Origin of the sequence: Longimycelium tulufanense, from assembly GCF_014645795.1 — a bacterium.
Taxonomy (GTDB): Bacteria; Actinomycetota; Actinomycetes; order Mycobacteriales; family Pseudonocardiaceae; genus Longimycelium; species Longimycelium tulufanense.
Window position 1 is genome coordinate 70227 of sequence record NZ_BMMK01000008.1, and the last position, 18755, is coordinate 88981.

5 protein-coding genes are annotated in these 18755 nt (G+C 70.0%); 3 read left to right on the top strand and 2 right to left on the bottom strand.

Translation table 11 applies throughout. From position 1 onward, the window contains the following. The first annotated feature begins 2 nt into the window (after positions 1-2). From IEY55_RS10630 to IEY55_RS10640, 3 genes are all read left to right on the top strand, one after another. Positions 3-14246 carry a non-ribosomal peptide synthetase gene (locus tag IEY55_RS10630; protein WP_189056566.1) on the top strand — a complete coding sequence of 4748 codons (14244 nt, stop codon included), beginning with the start codon at positions 3-5 and terminating at the stop codon, positions 14244-14246. Continuing rightward, positions 14243-14452: an MbtH family protein gene (locus IEY55_RS10635; RefSeq protein WP_189056568.1), complete on the top strand. Its 210-nt coding sequence runs from the start codon at positions 14243-14245 to the stop codon at positions 14450-14452. The genes IEY55_RS10630 and IEY55_RS10635 overlap by 4 nt, the downstream gene beginning before the upstream one ends. A gap of 220 nt (positions 14453-14672) precedes the next feature. Continuing rightward, the gene (locus tag IEY55_RS10640; protein WP_229686250.1) at positions 14673-15497 is read left to right on the top strand and encodes a S1 family peptidase; all 825 of its coding nucleotides are present in this window, start codon (positions 14673-14675) and stop codon (positions 15495-15497) included. Positions 15498-15601: 104 nt separating this feature from the next. Here the strand turns inward: IEY55_RS10640 and IEY55_RS10645 are convergent, their stop codons facing one another. Both IEY55_RS10645 and IEY55_RS10650 read right to left on the bottom strand, forming a co-directional pair. Further along, positions 15602-16750: an acyltransferase family protein gene (locus tag IEY55_RS10645; RefSeq protein ID WP_189056570.1), complete on the bottom strand. Its 1149-nt coding sequence runs from the start codon at positions 16748-16750 to the stop codon at positions 15602-15604. Between the two features lie 220 nt (positions 16751-16970). After that, the gene (locus IEY55_RS10650; protein ID WP_189056572.1) at positions 16971-18746 is read right to left on the bottom strand and encodes an ABC transporter ATP-binding protein; all 1776 of its coding nucleotides are present in this window, start codon (positions 18744-18746) and stop codon (positions 16971-16973) included. Positions 18747-18755: the final 9 nt, after the last annotated feature.

Consider the following 18755-nt stretch of genomic DNA (forward strand, 5'->3'; position numbering starts at 1 on the left):
CCATGTTCGATGCCGCGCCTGACGCAACAGCCGCCACCGGTACCCCCCTCACCGGTGCGCAGACCGGCATCTGGCTGGCCCAGCAAATCGAGCCGGACAACCCGGCCTACAACATCGCGTTCTTCCTGGAACTGCGGGGCGGGCCCGGGGGGCCCGTGGACCTCGACCGCCTGGCTACCTCGGTGCGCCAGGCGGTCGAGGAGGCCGCCTGCCTGCACGTGCGGACCAGCACCGAGAACTCCGAGCCGCGCCAGGTCCCGGCGCGGCAGCCCGTCGACGTCCCTGTCGTCGACCTGCGCGGCGAACCGGTCCCGGACGCCGCGGCCGCGGACTGGATGGACACCGAGCGAGCGCGGCCCGTGGACCTCGGACGGGGCCCGCTGTTCGCCCAGGTGTTGCTCCGGCTCGACGACGATCGCGTCGTTTGGTACCAGCGGTATCACCACATCGTCACCGACGGTGTTGGTGTCGCCCTGATCTCCCGTCGCGCTGGCGAGATCTACACCGGCACCGGCTCAGCGAGTCAGCATGACCGGGCGCTTTCCCGACTGGCGGCCAGCGATCGGGCCTACCGTGAATCCGAGCAGTACCCGGCGGATCGCGTGTACTGGCAGGAGAAGCTGGCCGACCGGCCGGAGCCTGTCCGGCTCCTGGAGCGCACCGAGACGCTGACGAGGCGGCGTGTCCGGCGAACGAGTGTGCTGTCACCGGAGCGTGCCCGGCGCGTGCGCTCCGCCGCGGACACCGCCGGTGTTCGCCGGTCGCGCCTGATGATTGCGGCCGTGGCCGCCTACCTGCATCGCACGACCGGTGCCCAGGACATCGTTCTCGGCCTTCCGGTGACCGCCCGGGACGCCGAGTCCCGTGATCTTGTCGGGATGGTGTCCAACGTTCTCCCGCTCCGGCTGCGTGTGCGGCCGTCCATGACCGGCGCCGAGCTGGCCCGGGCGGTGGACCGGGAGGTTGCCGACATCGTTCGGCATGGTCGCTACCGCGGCGAGGACCTCGCCCGGGAACTGGGACTCGTTGACGGCCTCCAGGAGCTGGTGGGCCCCACCGTCAACATCCTGCCCGTTCCGCGGGACGTGCGGTTCGGTGACCATCGGGTCGCCTACCGTCCCCACTGGCTTGGTCCCATTACCGACCTCACCATTACGGTCTGCGAGTCCGTCGAGGACGAGACCGTGCACCTCGACCTCGACGGCGACGCGTCGGTCTGCGACCCGCAGCAGCTCGCCGATCACGAGCGCCGTCTCCACACGATGCTCGACGCGATGACCGAGCGGATGGATCGCGCCATCGGCCAGGTTGAGCTGATCTCCCTGGCGGAGCGGGCCCTGCTCCTCGACGGGTTCGGCAGCGCGCCCCGGGAGGTTGCCGAGCGGTCCTGGCCGGCCGCGTTCGAACAGCAGGTGACGCGATCTCCAAACGCCGTCGCCGTGGTGTGCGCGGACCGGCAACTCTCCTATGCGGATCTCAACGCCGCGGCCAACCGGTTGGCCCACCAGCTGATCGCGAAGGGCGTCCGTGGCGAGGACGTCGTCGCCGTGGCGCTGCCACGCTCGGTCGAACTGGTCGTGTCCCTGCTCGCGGTGATGAAGGCGGGAGCGGCCTACCTGCCGTTGGACGCGGACCACCCCGAAGACCGGCTCGCCTACATGCTCTCCGACGCGGGTGCGCGCACGATCGTCACTATTCGCGAGCTTGCGGGTCAACTGCCGGACATGCCCGGTGTGCGGCATGTCGTGCTCGACGATGCGGCGGTGGTCTCGGAAATCGCCGGCGCGGCTGCCACCAACACCGACGTTGCGATCTCGCTGAACCGCGCCGCCTACGTCATCTACACCTCGGGTTCCACCGGACGCCCGAAGGGCGTTGTGGTCACGCACGACGGTGTCGGCAGCCTGATTGCGACGGCGACCGACCGGCTCGGCGTGACCGCGGACAGTCGCGTCGTGCAGTTCGCCTCGGTGGGCTTCGACGTGGCGGTCTGGGACCTGATCATGTCGCTGTGCGTTGGCGGGCGCATCATCGTGGTGCCCGCCGAGCGCCGGGTCGCCGGTGCGGCCCTGACCGACTACATCGCGGAGCACCGCGCCACCCACATGATCCTGCCGCCGTCGCTGGTGGCGGCATTGCCCGCCGACTGCGAACTGCCCGAGGGCGCGGTTCTGGTGGTGGGCACCGAGGCGGTGCCCACCGAGCTGGTCGCCCGCTGGTCCGAGCGGCTGCGTGTGGTCGTCGCCTACGGCCTGACGGAGGCGTCGGTCAACTCGACGTTGTGGCTGGCCGAACCGGGGTGGCAGGGGCCGGTGCCGATCGGCCGGCCAGACCCCAACACCCGGTGCTACGTGCTCGATTCGGCGCTCTGCCCGGTCGGCGTGGGCGTCGAGGGGGAGCTGTATGTGTCCGGCCGCGGGCTGGCGCGCGGTTACCTGGGCCGTCCGGGCCTGACCGCGGCGCGGTTCGTCGCCGATCCCTTCGGTCCCCCGGGTGCCCGGATGTACCGCACCGGGGACCGGGTTCGCTGGGGTGCCGAGGGGAATCTCGAGTTCCTCGGCCGTGCGGACAAGCAACTCAAGGTCCGGGGCCACCGGATCGAACCGGGGGAGATCGAGAGCGCGTTCATGGCGTGCCCGGGTGTGGCGCAGGCCGCGGTCGTGGCGCGCGAGGACCACCGCGGTGCCAAGCGCCTTGTCGCCTACCTGGTGGGCGAGGGCGAGGAATCCGTGGATGTCGCAGCGGCACGAGTGCGGGTGGCAGAAGCGCTGCCGGACTACATGGTGCCGTCCGCGGTCGTCGTGTTGGACGGCCCGCTTCCGTTGACCCCCAACGGCAAGCTCGACACGAAGGCGCTCCCCGAACCGCAGTGGACCGCGGTGGGCGGTGACGCACCGACCACGCCGGTCGAGTCCACCCTCGCCGAGCTGTTCGCCGAGGTTCTCGGTCTGCCCACGGTGGGCATCCACGACAGCTTCTTCGAGTTGGGTGGGGACAGCATCGTCGCGATCCAGCTCGTGAACCGCGCCCGCGCGGCAGGGTTGGCCATCACTCCCCGCGACGTGTTCCGTCGCCGCACGGTCGCGGCCCTGGCCGAGTGTGCGGGCGCCGTCGCCGAGGTGACCGGCGCTGTCGAGCTGGACGAGACCGCGCTGCCGGTGTCCCCGTTGCAGGAAGGCTTCTTCTTCCACTCCCAGTTCGACGAGGGATCGGCCGACCTGTACGTCGTGCAGGAGCTCTTCGACCTCGAAGGCGATGTCGACGCCGTTCGGCTGCGCCAGACACTGCAGGGGCTGCTCGACCGGCATCCGCTGCTCCGGGCCGGCTTCCGGCAGCTTCCCGATGGACGAGTCGTCCAGCGCCTGGCCGAGAACGTGACGTTGCCCTGGCGGGAGACCCACGCCCGTGACACCGAGCTGGCCCACCTGCTCGGGCGGGACCGTGCCGAACGCTTCGACCTCGCACAGCCCCCGTTGATGCGCGCCATGCTGATCCGCGACGGGCAACGCGATCGGCTCCTGCTGACCTTGCACCACATCATCGCCGACGGCTGGTCGGTATCGGTCCTGCTGCGTGAGCTGCTCGCGGCCTGTCGCGGGGACGCGCTTTTGCCCGCCTTCACGCCGAACACCTACCTGTCCTGGCTCGCCAGCCGCGACCGAGACACGGCACGGGAGGCATGGCGGGCGGCACTGTCCGGTGTGGATGGGCCGACCCAGCTGGTCACTCCGGACAGCACGACTGCCAACGAGGATCAGCGTCCGGCACAGCCCGAGCACATTGACGTCCGGCTGCCCGAAAAGCTCACCGCCGAGCTGGTTTCCTATGCGAAGAAGCACGACCTCACACTGAGCACGATCGTGCATGGCGCATGGGGACTCCTGCTGAGCGGGCTCACCGCTCGGTCCGATGTCCTGTTCGGCAGTACGGTTTCCGGGCGTAGCGCGGAGATCGACAACATCTCGTCCGCTGTCGGCTTGTTCATCAACACGGTTCCGGCGCGCGTCAACGTGCGCCCGGAGGAGTCGCTCACCGACATGCTCAGGCGCGTTCAGGACGAACACGCCGAACTGCTCGAGCACCAACACCTCGGTCTCGCCGACATCCAGCGGGAAACCGGCCTGGGTGAGCTGTTCGACACCCTGGTCGTGTTCGAGAACCACCCGACCCAGGACGTGCTTGCGGAACCACGTACCGGTGACACTGCCCAGAGCGTGGCACTGCGCATCACCGGCGTCGAGGTGTTCGACGCCGTGCACTACCCGCTCGCACTGATCGTCCAGCCGGGCGAGTGTCTCGAACTCCGGTTCAAGCACGACGCCACGCGGCTCGGCGACACCGAGGTTCGCGCGCTGGCCGACCGGTTCGTGCACCTGCTACACGCCGTGGTGCGTGACTCCGCCCAGCACGTGTCGCAGGTGAACCTGCTGTCCGCCCGGGAAAGCGAGCGGATGGCCGAACTGAACGCGACCGCGCGGACGGTGTCTGTCCGTACGCTCGCCGCGGCCTTCGCCGACCAGGTGGCGCGGACACCAGAGGCCACGGCGGTGGTGTTCGAGGATGTCCACCTGACCTATGCCGAACTCGACCAGCGGGCCGAGGCACTGGCCCGGCGCCTGCGGGCGCGCGGCGCGGGACCCGAACGGTTCGTCGCGGTTGCCGTGCCGCGTTCGGCCGAGCTGATGGTCGCGTTGCTCGGAGTTCTCAAGTCGGGTGCGGCGTACCTGCCCGTCGACCTGGACTATCCCGCGGACCGGGTCGCGTTCATGCTCGCCGACTCGGGCGCACGCATCGTCGTCACCACCGCCGCGACCGCCGGACGGTTGCCCGAGGTTCCCGGTCTGGAGCGGCTCGACCTGGGCGAGACCGAGGATGTCGCGGAGGTTCCTGGCGAGCCGGCCGCTCCGGACCACCCCGCCTATCTCATCTACACCTCCGGTTCCACCGGGCGCCCCAAGGGCGTCGTAATCACCCACCGCGCGATCAACAACCGTCTCGCGTGGATGCAGGGACAGTACGGGCTCGGTGCCGACGACCGGGTGCTGCAGAAGACGCCGTCGAGCTTCGACGTGTCGGTCTGGGAGTTCTTCTGGCCGCTGGTCCAGGGCGCGACCGTCGTCCTGGCCCGGCCCGACGGGCACCGGGACCCGCTCTATCTGGCCGGGCTGATTCGCGCCGAAGGCGTCACGACGATGCACTTCGTGCCGTCGATGCTTGCCGCGTTCCTGCAGGCCCTTCGTGCCGATGACGCGAGTTGGGCGGCGAGTCTGCGTCGCGTGTTCTCCAGCGGGGAAGCGCTCACCGGGGATGTCGCCCGGGGCTGGCGAGAGCTGACATCTCGCTCCGGGAAGGGCCCGGTGCCGTTGCACAATCTCTACGGCCCGACCGAGGCCGCCGTCGACGTCACGTGGTTCCCGTACACGGGCGGCAACGACCTCGCGGTGCCGATCGGGTGGCCGGTGTGGAACACGCGGCTGTCCGTGCTGGATTCCTTCCTGCGCCCGGTGCCTGACGGCGTGCCGGGGGAGCTGTACCTCGCGGGGGTCCAGCTCGCCCGTGGCTACCACGGCCGACCCGGCCTGACCGCCGACCGGTTCGTGGCCGACCCGTTCGGCGCGCCGGGCGAGCGGATGTACCGCACCGGCGACCTCGTCCGGCGACGGGCGGACGGGGCTGTCGAGTACCTGGGCCGGACCGACCGGCAGGTCAAGATCCGCGGCAACCGCATCGAGCTGGGGGAGATCGAGGCGGCGCTGTCCGGGCAGCCCGGTGTCGCTCGGGCGGTCGTCACCGTCCGGGACGGAGCCCTTGTCGGATATGTCGTGCCCGCGGGCGGGACACCGGATTCGGAGGCCCTGCGGTCGGCACTCGTGGATGTGCTGCCCGCAACGATGGTGCCGTCCGCCGTTGTGGTGCTCGACGAGCTGCCGCTGACCCCCAGCGGAAAGCTCGACCAGAACGCACTGCCCGCACCGGTCGCCGCCGGCACCGCAGGTGGCGGGCGGGCGCCACGCGACGACCGGGAACGGGCACTCTGCGAGGTCTTCGCGACCATCCTGGGCCGCTCGGCCGTCGGTGTCGACGACGACTTCTTCGTCCTGGGCGGGGACAGCATCACGTCGATCGCGGTCGCCACCCAGGCCCGTGAGCGTGGGCTCACGATCAGCCCGCGGGACGTGTTCGACCGCCGGACGCCTGCCGCGCTGGCAGCCGCGACGGAGACCACGAACGCTCCGCACAACGGTGCCACTCCGACGGAACAGCGTTCCGGCATGGGCGAGCCGACCGTCGCGGTTCCGGTGACGGAGGCGCGGCGGGTCGTGGAGATCCTGCGTGCGGTGGTCGATCGGCGGACCGAGACTCTGGCCCAAGACGACGTGCGGGCGGTGCTGACCCGGTGGGCGGGACTGACCGGAGAACCGGACCGGGCACAGGAGCTTCCGGCGCCGAGCATGCTCATGCTGTCCGACGAGGAGATTGCGCGCGTCGAACGGGTGGCCGGGCTGCCGGTCGCCGACATCTGGCCGCTGTCTCCCCTGCAGGAGGGCATCTACTTCCACTCCAGCTACGACTCCGAAGGGCTGGATGTCTATCTCTCGCAGGAGACCCTGGACATCGACCACCGGGTGGACGTCGACCGGCTGCGTGCGGCGTGCCGGGCCCTGCTGGGCCGCAATCCCAGCCTGCGTGCCGGTTGCACCAGCGACGGCCTGCCCCAGCCGGTGCAGTTCATCGTGGACGCCCTGGACGTTCCGCTGGAGGTCGTCGACCTCACCCATCTGCCCGCGGACGAGGAGGCCGCGCGCGTCGACGCCCTACTGGCGGCGGACCGCCGGAAGCGGTTCGACCTGTCGGCGCCGCCGCTGTGCCGGCTGCTGCTGATCCGCCTGGCGGACGGCAGGGACCGGCTCGTCGTGACCCACCACCTCATCCTGTGGGACGGGTGGTCCGCGTGGCTGTTCCTCGAGCAGCTCTTCGCGCTGTACGAGCGGAATGGTGACGACAGCGCGCTCCCTGCCGTCGGCTCCTACCGCGACTACCTGTCGTGGCTGGACCTGCAGGACCACGACGCCGCGATCGCCGCATGGCGGAGAGCACTTGCCGGGTTCGACGAGCCGACCCTGGTCGCACCGGTCGACCGGACCGGAGAGCCGGTGATCCCGGTCGACTTCGAGACCGTGCTGTCGGAACGGACAAGTGACCGGGTGCGCGCGGCGGCGCGCAGACACGGGCTCACGCTGAACACGCTGTTGAACGCCACCTGGGGCTTGGTCCTGTCGTCGATGGTGGGCCGCGACGACGTTGCGTTCGGCGCCGCGGTGGCCGGCCGGCCCGCGGAGGTGCCGAACGTCGCTGACATCATCGGCATGTTCCTCAACACGGTCCCGACCCGGATCGCCTTCGATCCCAGCGAGTCCGTGCTCGACCTGCTGCAACGGATCCAGTCCGAGCGGGCGACCGTCATGCCCTACGAGTACGTGGGACTGGGGGAGATGCAGCAGGAGACCGGCCACCGCCGGCTCTTCGACACGCTGTTCGTGCTGCGTTCGGCCGACGGTGAGGAGCGGCTCGCCGCGCTCGAGCAACGGCACGGCATCCTCGAAGTGTCCAATGTGGACGGAACACACTTCCCACTCACCCTCGTTGTCACCCCGCAAACCCGACTGCGGGTCACGCTGGCCGCCAGGCCCGACCTGTTCGACGCCGCTACCGCGAAGACGGTTCTCACCAGGTTCACCACGGTGCTGGAACGCCTCGTCGACAACCTCGCCGCTCGCGTCGGCAGCATCGACCTGCTGCTGTCGGGGGAGCGCGCCGCGCTCGCCGCGGACTGGGAAGCCACCCGCAACCACCTGCCGGACGAGACCGTCGCCGACATGCTCGCGACCCAGGCCGCTCGCACCCCGGAAGCCACGGCACTCGTCTTCGGCGAGCGGGTGCTCAGCTACGCGGAACTCGACGCGGAGATCAACCGGCTGGCCCGGGTGCTGCTGGCCCGTGGTGCCGCCCCGGAACGCGTGGTCGCGCTGGCCCTGCCACGCTCGATCGAGATGGTCGTGGCACTGTTCGCGGTGCTGCGTACCGGCGCCGCCTATCTGCCGCTGGACCTCGACCACCCCGCCGAGCGGCTCCGGCTCATGCTGTCCGACACCGGGCCGATGTGCCTGCTGTCCACCACGGCGGTCGCTCCCACGCTGCGTGGCGAGTCGGGCCCGCTCGCGCCCGAGGTCCTGCTGGACGAGGAGGCCGTGGCCACCGAACTGGGCGGCCTTCCGGCCGGTGAGATCACCGACGCCGAGCGACCGGCGTTCGCGCACGGCCTACCGAACAGGCTGGAGCACCCGGCCTACGTCATCTACACCTCCGGCTCGACCGGAAAGCCGAAGGGCGTGGTCACTCCGTATCGCGGGCTGACCAATATGCAGCTCAACCACCAGGAGGCGATCTTCGACCCGGCGATCGCCTCGGTATCGATGCTCGACCCTGCAGGCGGGTCCTCGGACGGAGGACGCAGGCTGCGGATCGCCCACACCGTGTCGTTCTCCTTCGACATGTCCTGGGAAGAGCTGCTGTGGCTCGTCGAAGGACACGAGGTGCACGTCTGCGACGAGGAACTGCGCCGCGACGCCGAGGCACTGGTCGCCTACTGCGACCGGCACCGGATCGACGTGGTCAACGTGACGCCCACCTACGCCCAGCTCCTGATCGAGGAGGGCCTCCTCGACCGGGCCGAGGCAGCGGGGCGGCACCGCCCGGCGCTCGTGCTGCTCGGCGGTGAGGCGGTGTCCGACGTGGTGTGGTCGCGACTGCGGGACACCGACGGCACCTACGGCTACAACCTGTACGGACCGACCGAGTACACGATCAACACGCTCGGCGGGTCCACAGTGGAGAGTGCGACGCCGACCGTCGGTAAGCCGATCTGGAACACCAGGGCCTACATCCTCGACGCGATGCTGCGTCCGGTTCCGCCGGGCTGCCCCGGCGAGCTGTACATCGCCGGAATCGGTCTCGCCCGCGGATACCACCACCGGACCGGCCTGACCGCGGAACGCTTCGTGGCCGACCCGTTCGGTGCTCCGGGAGAGCGGATGTACCGCACCGGTGACCTGGTCCGGAAACGCGAGGACGGTCTGCTCGACTTCCTGGGCCGCACCGACGACCAGGTCAAGATCCGCGGGTACCGCGTCGAGCTGGGTGAGATCTCCTCGGCCCTGACCGAACATTCCGACGTCGCGCACGGTGCGGTTGTCGTCAACGACACCGGCGGGACGAAGCGCCTGGTCGGCTACGTGGTTCCGGAGGCGGGTGCCCGGGCTGGCGAAGAGCTGCTCCAGCGGCTGCGGGAGCAGCTGAAGTCCAGGCTGCCCGAGTACATGGTCCCGGCCGCGCTGGTCCCGGTCGAGACGCTGCCGCTCACCGTCAACGGCAAGCTCGACGTCCGGGCACTGCCCGCACCGGACTTCGCCGGGACGGGAACCAAGCGTGCGCCGCGGTCGCCGCAGGAAGAGACACTGTGCGCGTTGTTCGCCGCCGCCCTGGGGCTGCCGGAAGGAAGCGTCGGGATCGACGACAACTTCTTCGACCTCGGTGGCCACTCGTTGCTGGCCACCCGGCTGGTCAGCCGGGCGCGCACCGCCCTGTCGACCGAGCTGGCGATCCGGGACCTGTTCGAGGCCCCCACCGTGGCCGAGCTGGCGCACCGGGTGAGCGGCACGACCGGCACCGAGCGCCCGGTGCTGGTGGCCGCGCCGCGACCGGAGGAGCTGCCACTGTCCCACGCCCAGCAACGGCTGTGGGTCATCCAGCAGATGGAGGGAACCTCCGCCGCCTACAACTTCCCGCTCGTCATGCGGCTGCGCGGTGGGCTGGACGTGGCTGCCTGGTGCGCGGCCCTGGCCGACGTGGTGGCCCGGCACGAGGCGCTGCGCACCGTCTTCGGAGAGCGGGAAGGCGTTCCGTACCAGCGGGTTGTGCCCGTGGAGGACGCACACCCGGCGGTGGAGAGCGTGCGCGCTGGCGAGTCCGAGGTGGCAGGTCTGGTCGCCGAGGCGGTCGGTCGACCGTTCGACCTCGCCGCCGAGCTCCCGTTGCGGGCCACGGTTGTCGAGATCGAGCCGGATGACCACGTGGTCGTGCTGCTGCTGCACCACATCACGACCGACGAGTGGTCCGACCGACCCTTCCTGCACGATCTCGCCACGGCCTACGCCGCGCGCCTGGCCGGCACCGCCCCGGACTGGGAGCCGTTGCCGGTCCAGTACGCCGACTACGCGTTGTGGCAACAGCGACTGCTCGGCGACCCCACCCACCCCGACAGCCTCGCCGCGCGCCAGTTGGAGTACTGGCACACGACCCTGGACTCGGCGCCGGAGGAGATCGAGCTGCCCACCGACCGGGCTCGACCGGCGCGGCCGAGCTTCGCCGGGGCCGACCTCGAGGTCGATTTCGACACCGCGACCTACCAGGGGCTGCGGCGGCTGGCCCGGGACACCGGGGCGAGCATGTTCATGGTGGTGCACGCCGCCGTTGCGGCGCTGCTGCACCGCATGGGCGCCGGTACGGACATCCCGCTCGGCGCACCGATCGCCGGGCGGACCGACCAGGCCCTCGACGACCTGGTCGGCTTCTTCGTCAACACCTTGGTGTTGCGGACCGACCTGTCCGGGGACCCCAGCTTCACCGAGCTGCTCAGCAGGGTGCGCGGAACGGATCTCGCCGCCTTCTCCCACGCGGACGTGCCGTTCGAGGCCGTGGTCGAGAAGCTCAACCCGACCCGCTCCATCGCCCGTAACCCGCTGTTCCAGGTGATGGTCGGCTACCACAACCGCGTCGGCACGGGGCCGGAGCTGCCCGGGTTGCAGGTGGAGTTCGTGCCGTTGGAGACCCGAACGGCCAAGTTCGACCTGGTCTTCAGCTTCACCGAGCACACCGGTGCGACGGCCGACGAGGGCTCGATCAGCTGCCGGCTCGAGTACGCCACCGAGCTGTTCGACCACGAGACGGTCAATCGGCTCGGGGACCGGTTGCGGCGGCTGGTCGCCGCGGTGGTCGCCGAACCGGAGCGGCACATCTCCCGGGTGGATGTCCTCGCCGAGGACGAGCGGCGGCTCGTGCTGGAGGAGTTCAACGCCACCACCCGCGAGGTCGACGAGTGCGCGCTGCCCGGGTTGTTCGCCAAGCGGGTCGCCGAGCAGCCACACGCGATCGCCGTTGTGGAGCGGTCGAGAACGGCGAGCTACGCCGAGCTCAACACCCGCGCCAACCGGATCGCGTGGCTGCTGGCATCCCGTGGCGTGGGTGCGGAGAGCGTTGTTGGCGTGGCCGTTCCGCGGTCCATCGACATGGTGGCCACGGTGCTCGGCGTGCTCAGGCTCGGTGCCGCGTTCCTGCCGTTGGACCTGGCCCATCCCGCCGACCGGCTCGCCTACATGATCGCCGACTCCGGCGCCACGCTCATTGTGGGAACCGAAACGGTGTCCGGGAAGATCCCGGAGGTGGCGGGTGCGTCGACCGTGTTGCTCGACGCGCCGGACATCGCCGCCGAGCTGGACTTCCTTCCGGTGTCCGATGTGGACGGATCGGCGATTCTGCTGGACCAGGCGGCCTACGTCATCTACACCTCCGGATCCACCGGGCGGCCCAAGGGTGTGGTCGTGCCGCACGAGGGCATCTCCAGCCTGGTGGCCACCGCGGTGGACCGGATGGGCCTGCGGCCCGACAGCAGGGTGCTGCAGTTCGCGTCGATCGGGTTCGACGTCGCGGTGTTCGAGCTGTCGATGGCGCTCTGCCACGGTGGCCGGCTCGTACTGATCCCGGAGGAGGCCCGGGTGGCGGGCGCCGCGCTCACCGACTTCCTGGCGGAGCAGGGGATCACGCACATGATCCTGCCGCCCTCACTGGTCTCGGCGTTGCCCACGGAATGCGAGCTGCCCGCCGGGTCGACGATCCTGGTCGGCACCGAGACCGTGCCGCCGGACCTGATCGACCGCTGGTCGGGCACGGTGAACATCATCGCCGCGTACGGGCTGACCGAGGCCACGGTCAACTCCACGCTGTGGCCCGCACAGCGGGCCGCTGGCCGGCGTGTCGGGCGGGTGCCCATCGGCCGGCCCGACCCGAACACGGTCTGCTACGTGCTGGACGCCGGCTTGCGTCCCGTACCGCCGGGTGTGGTGGGCGAGCTGTACGTCTCCGGGCGTGGCCTGGCTCGCGGTTACCTCGGTCGTCCGGGGCTGACCTCGGAGCGGTTCGTGGCCGACCCCTTCGGCCCGCGGGGGACGCGGATGTACCGCACCGGCGACCGGGCGCGCTGGCGGCGTGACGGCAACCTCGACTTCCTGGGCCGGGTCGACGACCAGGTGAAGATCCGGGGATTCCGGATCGAGCTGGGTGAGATCGAGGCGGCGTTGACCACGCACCCGGCCGTTACCCAGGCTGCTGTCGTGCCCGACCGCAAGGGCGACATCGTGCGGCTGGTGGGATATGTCGTCCCCGCGGCCGGGGAGATCGACCCGCAGGCGCTGCGCACGCATGTCGCCGCCCTGCTGCCGGAGTACATGGTGCCCGCGATCGTGATGCCGCTGGACGCGCCACTTCCGTTGACGCCCAACGGAAAGCTCGACCGGCGTGCGCTGCCCGTGCCGGACTGGTCCGAGCTGACCGGCCGCGCGCGCCCGGTGACCGCGACCCAGCGGCACCTGGCCGAGCTGTTCGGTTCGGTGCTGGAACTGGCGGAAGTCGGCATCCACGACAACTTCTTCGCGTTGGGCGGGCATTCGATGTCCTCGATGCGCCTGCTGGGCCGGATCCGTTCCGTGTTCGGTGTGGATCTGACCATCCGTGACATCTTCGACGCGCCCACGGTGGCCGCGATCGCGGCCAAGCTGGAGGGAGCTTCGGCACAACGGCCGGTGCTGCGCCGGGTCGAGCGTACTGCGGAGGAGACCGAGCTGCCGATCGCGCCCTCGCAGCAGTGGCAGTGGTCCTCGTACCGCCGGAATGCGAGGTTCGACCACGCGCTGGTGTTGCGGTCGTCGGGTGGCCTGGACACCACCGCGCTCGCGGCCGCGCTGCGCGACGTGGTCCAGCGGCACGAGCCGCTGCGCACCGCCTTCGTCGAGCGGGACGGCGTGGTGTACCAGCGGAACGCCGAGCCACCGACGCTTCGCCTGGAGCACTGCGCCGACGTGGAGGCCCGGCTCACCGAGCTGGCCGGTGCGGCTCCCGACCTGTCGCAGGAGGCGCCATTGCGGGTGTCCCTGCTGACCGGACCGGACGGTGCGCAGGCGTTGTTGCTGACCATGCACTACCTTGCCGTCGACGAATGGTCGGTGGTACCGCTGTTCCGCGACCTCACGACGGCATACGCGGCCCGGCTGCGGTGCGAGGAACCGGGGTGGGCGCCGCTGCCGGTGGGCTACGCGGACTACACCCGATGGGCGCACGAACTGCTCGGCGAGTTCAGCGCCCCGGACAGCCTGGGTGGGCGGCAGCTGGCGTACTGGCAGCAGACCCTGCGTGGTGTTCCCGGCGAGTTGGCGTTGCCGACGGATCGGCCTCACCCCGAAGCTCCCGGTCACCGCGGGGACCTCGTCGAGTTCGTCCTGGACGAGCAGGTGCACGCGCTGGTGGACGAGCTGGCACGACAGACCCGGACGAGCATGTTCATGGTGCTGCACTCGGCGTTGGCCACGCTGCTCACCGCGCACGCGGTGGGGACGGACCTGCCGATCGGCACGCTCGTCGCCGGCCGTACCGAGGAACGGCTGGCCGATCTGGTCGGCTGTTTCTTCAACACCGTGGTGTTGCGTACCGACACCGCGGGCGATCCGACGTTCGCCGAGCTGTTGACGCGGGTGCGGGAAACCACGCTCAGCGCTTTGGACCGGCAGGACGTCCCGTTTGCCGAGGTGGCCCGCTCGACCGGGCTCGAACCGGCAGGACCGCAGGTCATGGTGGTGCATCACGAGCAGGCACGCCTCGAGGAGCTCGAGGGCGGCGTGGGTGCCCTGGACGCGGTGCCGACCGGATCGGCACGGGCGGAGCTGACGCTCAGCTTCTACGAGCCCCGCGGTCACGGGCCGGTGCACTGCGCACTGGTCTACGCGACCGAGCTGTTCGATAGGGATACCGTGCGGCGGCTTGCCGACCAGTTGCAGGCCATACTGTGCTTCGCCGTGGCCGACCCGGAGCGACCGCTTTCCGAACTGTTCACGCCTATTCCGAAGAGGAGCGACGCATGACGACCAACCCGTTCGAGGATCCCGAGGGCCGATTCCTGGTCCTGGTCAACGAGGAGAACCAGCATTCGCTGTGGCCGTCCTTCGTGGCGGTGCCCGCGGGCTGGCGGGTCGTCTTCGGTGAGGACACCAGGGACGCCTGCCTCGCCTACGTCGAGGCCAACTGGACGGACCTGCGCCCGAAGAGCCTCGTCGAGCAGCAGTCCTGACGAGGCGTCATCACGCCGTCACACCCGGCCCGGGATCTCGGGGGGATCCCGGGCCGCGGCAAACCTGTCCGGAAGATTGCCGAATCTGATGCGGAGTGATCCATACCTCTTCCTTGTTGGTCTGTCAGGCCGAGAGCCCTCGATGCGGTATTTGCCCTAGGCTGCCCCGGAAGCCGCGGCGGGCGGTCCGTCGCGTGCACCGAGCTTCTCGAGGAGTGGCATGCGCACGTCGTTCTTCGGCCGGGCGATGACGAACAGACCAGGCCGCTGGAGGGCACTCAAGAGATCGGGCGCCCTCACGTTCGTCGCCGCTGTGGCGTCGCTGCTGTTGCCGGGCACTGCCGGCGCGGTCGCCAACGGTGCGGACGTGCCGGACGGGCAGTACCAGTTCTCCGTGGCGCTGACCATGAAGGGCATCACGCGTCCGGACGGAACCAAGTACAACAGCGCGTGTTCCGGTGCGCTCATCGCGCCACAGTGGATCGCCACCGCCGGCCACTGCTTCCACGACGGCAACCGGGTCCGCGTCAGTGGCAAGCCCCGGTACGACTCCACCATCGCGACCGTGGGCCGGGCCACACTGGATGGAACCGGCGGTCATGACATCGAGGTCGTCTGGGTCGAGCAGGCACCGGACCAGGCCAACGACGTGGCGATCGCCAAGCTGGCGCGCCCGGTGAAGGACGTCCGACCGCTGAGCGTCAGCAGCACCCCCGCGGGGGTGGGCACCAAGGTGCGGATGACCGGTTTCGGTGCGGCGAAGGCGTGGGTCAGTGGTCCGCACGACCGCCTCAACCGGCTGCAGACCGGCCTCTGGGAGGTGCAGCAGGTTCAGGAGCGCACCCTACTCGCCAAGGCCGTCGCACCGCAGAGTACGACCAGCGCCTGCCCGTACGACTCCGGTGCCCCCTACTTCGTGCCCGACTGGGAGGGCTACCGGCTCGTCGGGGTGGAGAGCGACGGTCCGGATTGCCCGCACGACCAGCTGGAGACGGTCGCCCGCATCGACCACCTCTCTTCCTGGATCGCCCAGACGATCCACTGACACCAACTGACGCCTGCTGAACACCCGGCCCGGGATCCCCAGATCCCGGGCCGGGTCCGTTGGTACGCCCGGTACGGCCCGCCGCTGGGAAGCCGTCGTGGCGATCAGGCCCGGGGCCCGGCAGGGGAGCGATGGCTGAATCGTTGCATCAACGGCTGCTCCACGAACCGGTACAGCAGCCAGGCCAGGAACACCGACACCCCGCAGAGGAGGACCCCCACGCCGAGCGTCCCGAGGGTGCCGCGCGGCCAGTCGCCGAACACGTGCTCGAACAACGTGATCACCTGGTAGTGGATCAGGTAGAAGGCGAACGAGAGCTGCCCCAGGAACACCGGGGACCGCGTCGCCCACAGTGACCGCGCGCCACGGAGGTCCATCGACGCCGCACCGACAATCATCAGCGCGACCGGACCGATGGTCGCCGCCGCGAACCAGAACGGGATCGGGAGGAACTTCCCGGCTACGGCGACCGCGGTCAGCAGCGCGATTCCCGGTAGCACCACACCGATCCGAGGCATGACACCGCGCCGTACCATCCGCGCCAGCAGCATCCCCAACACGAACTCGGGGAGCCGGCTGAGCGGCAGATAGTCGGCGAACCACAGCCGGACGAGCGGAAGGTCGAACTCGCCCGGCAGCACCGCGGGACCATGCAGGACGAAGGAAAGTGTTGGGACAAGCCAGATCGCCGCGACGGCGATGCCGGCGGCGACCAGGAGACGCTCTGGCCGCACCCGCATCACCAATGGCAGGATCAGCGGGAACAGCAGGTAGAACGCTGCTTCGGCGGCGAGGGTCCAGCTCACCGGGTTCACGCTGAACATCAGGGTAGGTGCGGGAAGCCAGGTATGGACAAGGAACAGGTTGGCCAACGCCGGCCCAGCCGGTGTCGGCCCGGGCGGCACACGGCCCGGTTCCGCGGAGATCCCCGTGGCCGCGAGCAACCCCATCATGGTCACCCAGGTCACGGCGTGATTGGGGAAGATTTTCCAGAATCGGTGGCGCCAGAACGCCTGATACGGCTCGGATTCCCGGGCTGACCAGGTGAGCACGAAGCCGCTGAGCACGAAGAAGAACGACACCGCGGCCATGGCCACGGGCATGAGCATCCACGAGATGTCGAGATGGGTCAGAAACACGACAAAAGCGGCGACGAACCGCAAGCCCGTGAGCGACGGCAACCGGCTGCGCGAAACGGAGGGCACCAGCTCGCCCTCGGCAGCGCCGAACCGAAGCTCCGGAATCAGCCGCACACGGACCTCCCCAATGGATAGATCTCGTATGCATTGAGTGGGATGAGCGCTACCAGTGACGGCAGTCCGTAGAGACCTGTGTCACAGCAGTGCACTGTTCGCGGCAGTTGTAGACATCGGCCGATCCATGGACAAATTCATCGCCGGCCGGGATGAACCCGGCTGTCCGAATCACTCGTCGGCACCCGGTTCGGGATTCGGCTGGACCCCGGTAGGTGGCCTACACCGAGTTCCGACTGTCCGACCACGCCGCCCAGAGCGTGGCGTAGCGGCCGCCGGCGGCGATGAGTTCCTCATGCGTCCCGGCCTCCACGACCCGGCCGTGGTCCAGGACCACGACCCGATCCGCGGTGGCCGCCTGCGTGAGTCGATGCGCCACCACCAGGCCGGTTCGCCCCTGAAGGGCCCGCCCGGCCGCCTCCTCCAGGATGCGGGCGCCCGCACTGCCCGCATCCGCCGTCGCCTCGTCGAGGATCGCGATCGGCGGGTCGGCCAGCACGAGCCGCGCCAACGCCAACTGCTGCGACTGGGCCACGGTGAGCCGGTGCCCACCCTCGCCGACCACGGTGGCCAGCCCCTCCGGCAACGCCTCCACCCAGGACAACGCACCGACTCGCGCCAGCGCCTCGCGCAGCTCGGCGTCGCCGGCCTCCGGGCGCGCCAGCCGCAGGTCGTCGGCCAGCGTCCCGGCGAACACGTGCACCTCCTGGCTGATCAACGTCACCGTGCGCCGGGTACCCGCCGGGCCGAGGTCGGCGATGTCCACCCCGCCCAGGGCCACCGACCCCGCGGACGGCTGGTGGATGCCCGCGATCAGCTTCGCCAGCGTCGTCTTCCCGGCGCCGCTGGCCCCCACCAACGCGACCCGCTCCCCGGAACGGACCTCCAGGTCCACGTCCCGCAACACGGAATGGCCGGCAACGTAGGCGTGGCTGAGCCCGGCGACCTTAACCGAGCCGTCCATGGGGCGTGCCGGCCGCGACGGCTCCTGCTCCGTCGGGAGGGTGGACACCCCCACCAGCCGGGCCAGGCTGGCGGCGGCGGACTGTGCGTCGTCGATCAGCACGAGCGCCGCGTTGATCGGGTTGAACAGGCTGTGGAAGTACAACGCCGCCGCGGTCGCGGTGCCGATGGTGGCCGAACCGTTGCGCACCAACACGAAACCGGCGACCAGAACGGACCCCAGGCCGACGAGCTCGGCGAGGTTGAGTCGGGAGAAGAACCCGGTCATCAGCCGGATTCCGCGCAGCGCAAGGTCAACGGTCGACTCCGAGCGTCCCGCGACCAGGTCCACATGCTTGCCGGACAACCGGAAAGCACGAACGGTCCGCGCCCCGTCAACACTGTCGAGGAGCTGGTGCTGCAACGCGCCCGTGGCAACCCGATGCGCGGCATACACCGGGATCGCGCGCCGCACGTACCAGCGCACGGTCAACACCTGGATCGGGGCGGCGACCAGCGCGGCGAGCAGGAAACGCCAGTCCAGCACGGCAAGCCCCACCAGCGTCAGCACGATGGTGAGCGCGGACCGGCTGAACTCCGGCAACGCCTGCCGCACCGACTTGGCGATCAACGTGACGTCGCTGGTGACCCTGGAGGTCAGATCCCCCGACCCCGCCTGCTCGACCCGTTCCAGTGGAAGCCGCAACGCGCGTTCCACGAACCGTTCCCGCAGACCTGCCAGCATCGTCTCGCCGAGCCTGGCGATCAGCGAGCTGCCGTAGGCTGTGGCCACCCCCCGGCCCACGGCGACCACCACGAGCAGAACCATCGGCACGGTCAGGGCGGCCGCGCCCCGGCGTTCCACCACGAGGTCGACGATGTGACCGAGCAGGGGAGCGGTGAGCAGGCCGATGCCCGTCCCGACAACCATCACGGTCACCGCCGCCACCGCCAACATCCGGTGGCCGCGCAGCAACGCACCTACGGCGGCGGCGGTCTGCGCACCGGTGGCGGTCGGCAGGAGTTCCCGCTCGCATCTGCCAGTCCCGCTCATCGCGTGTCC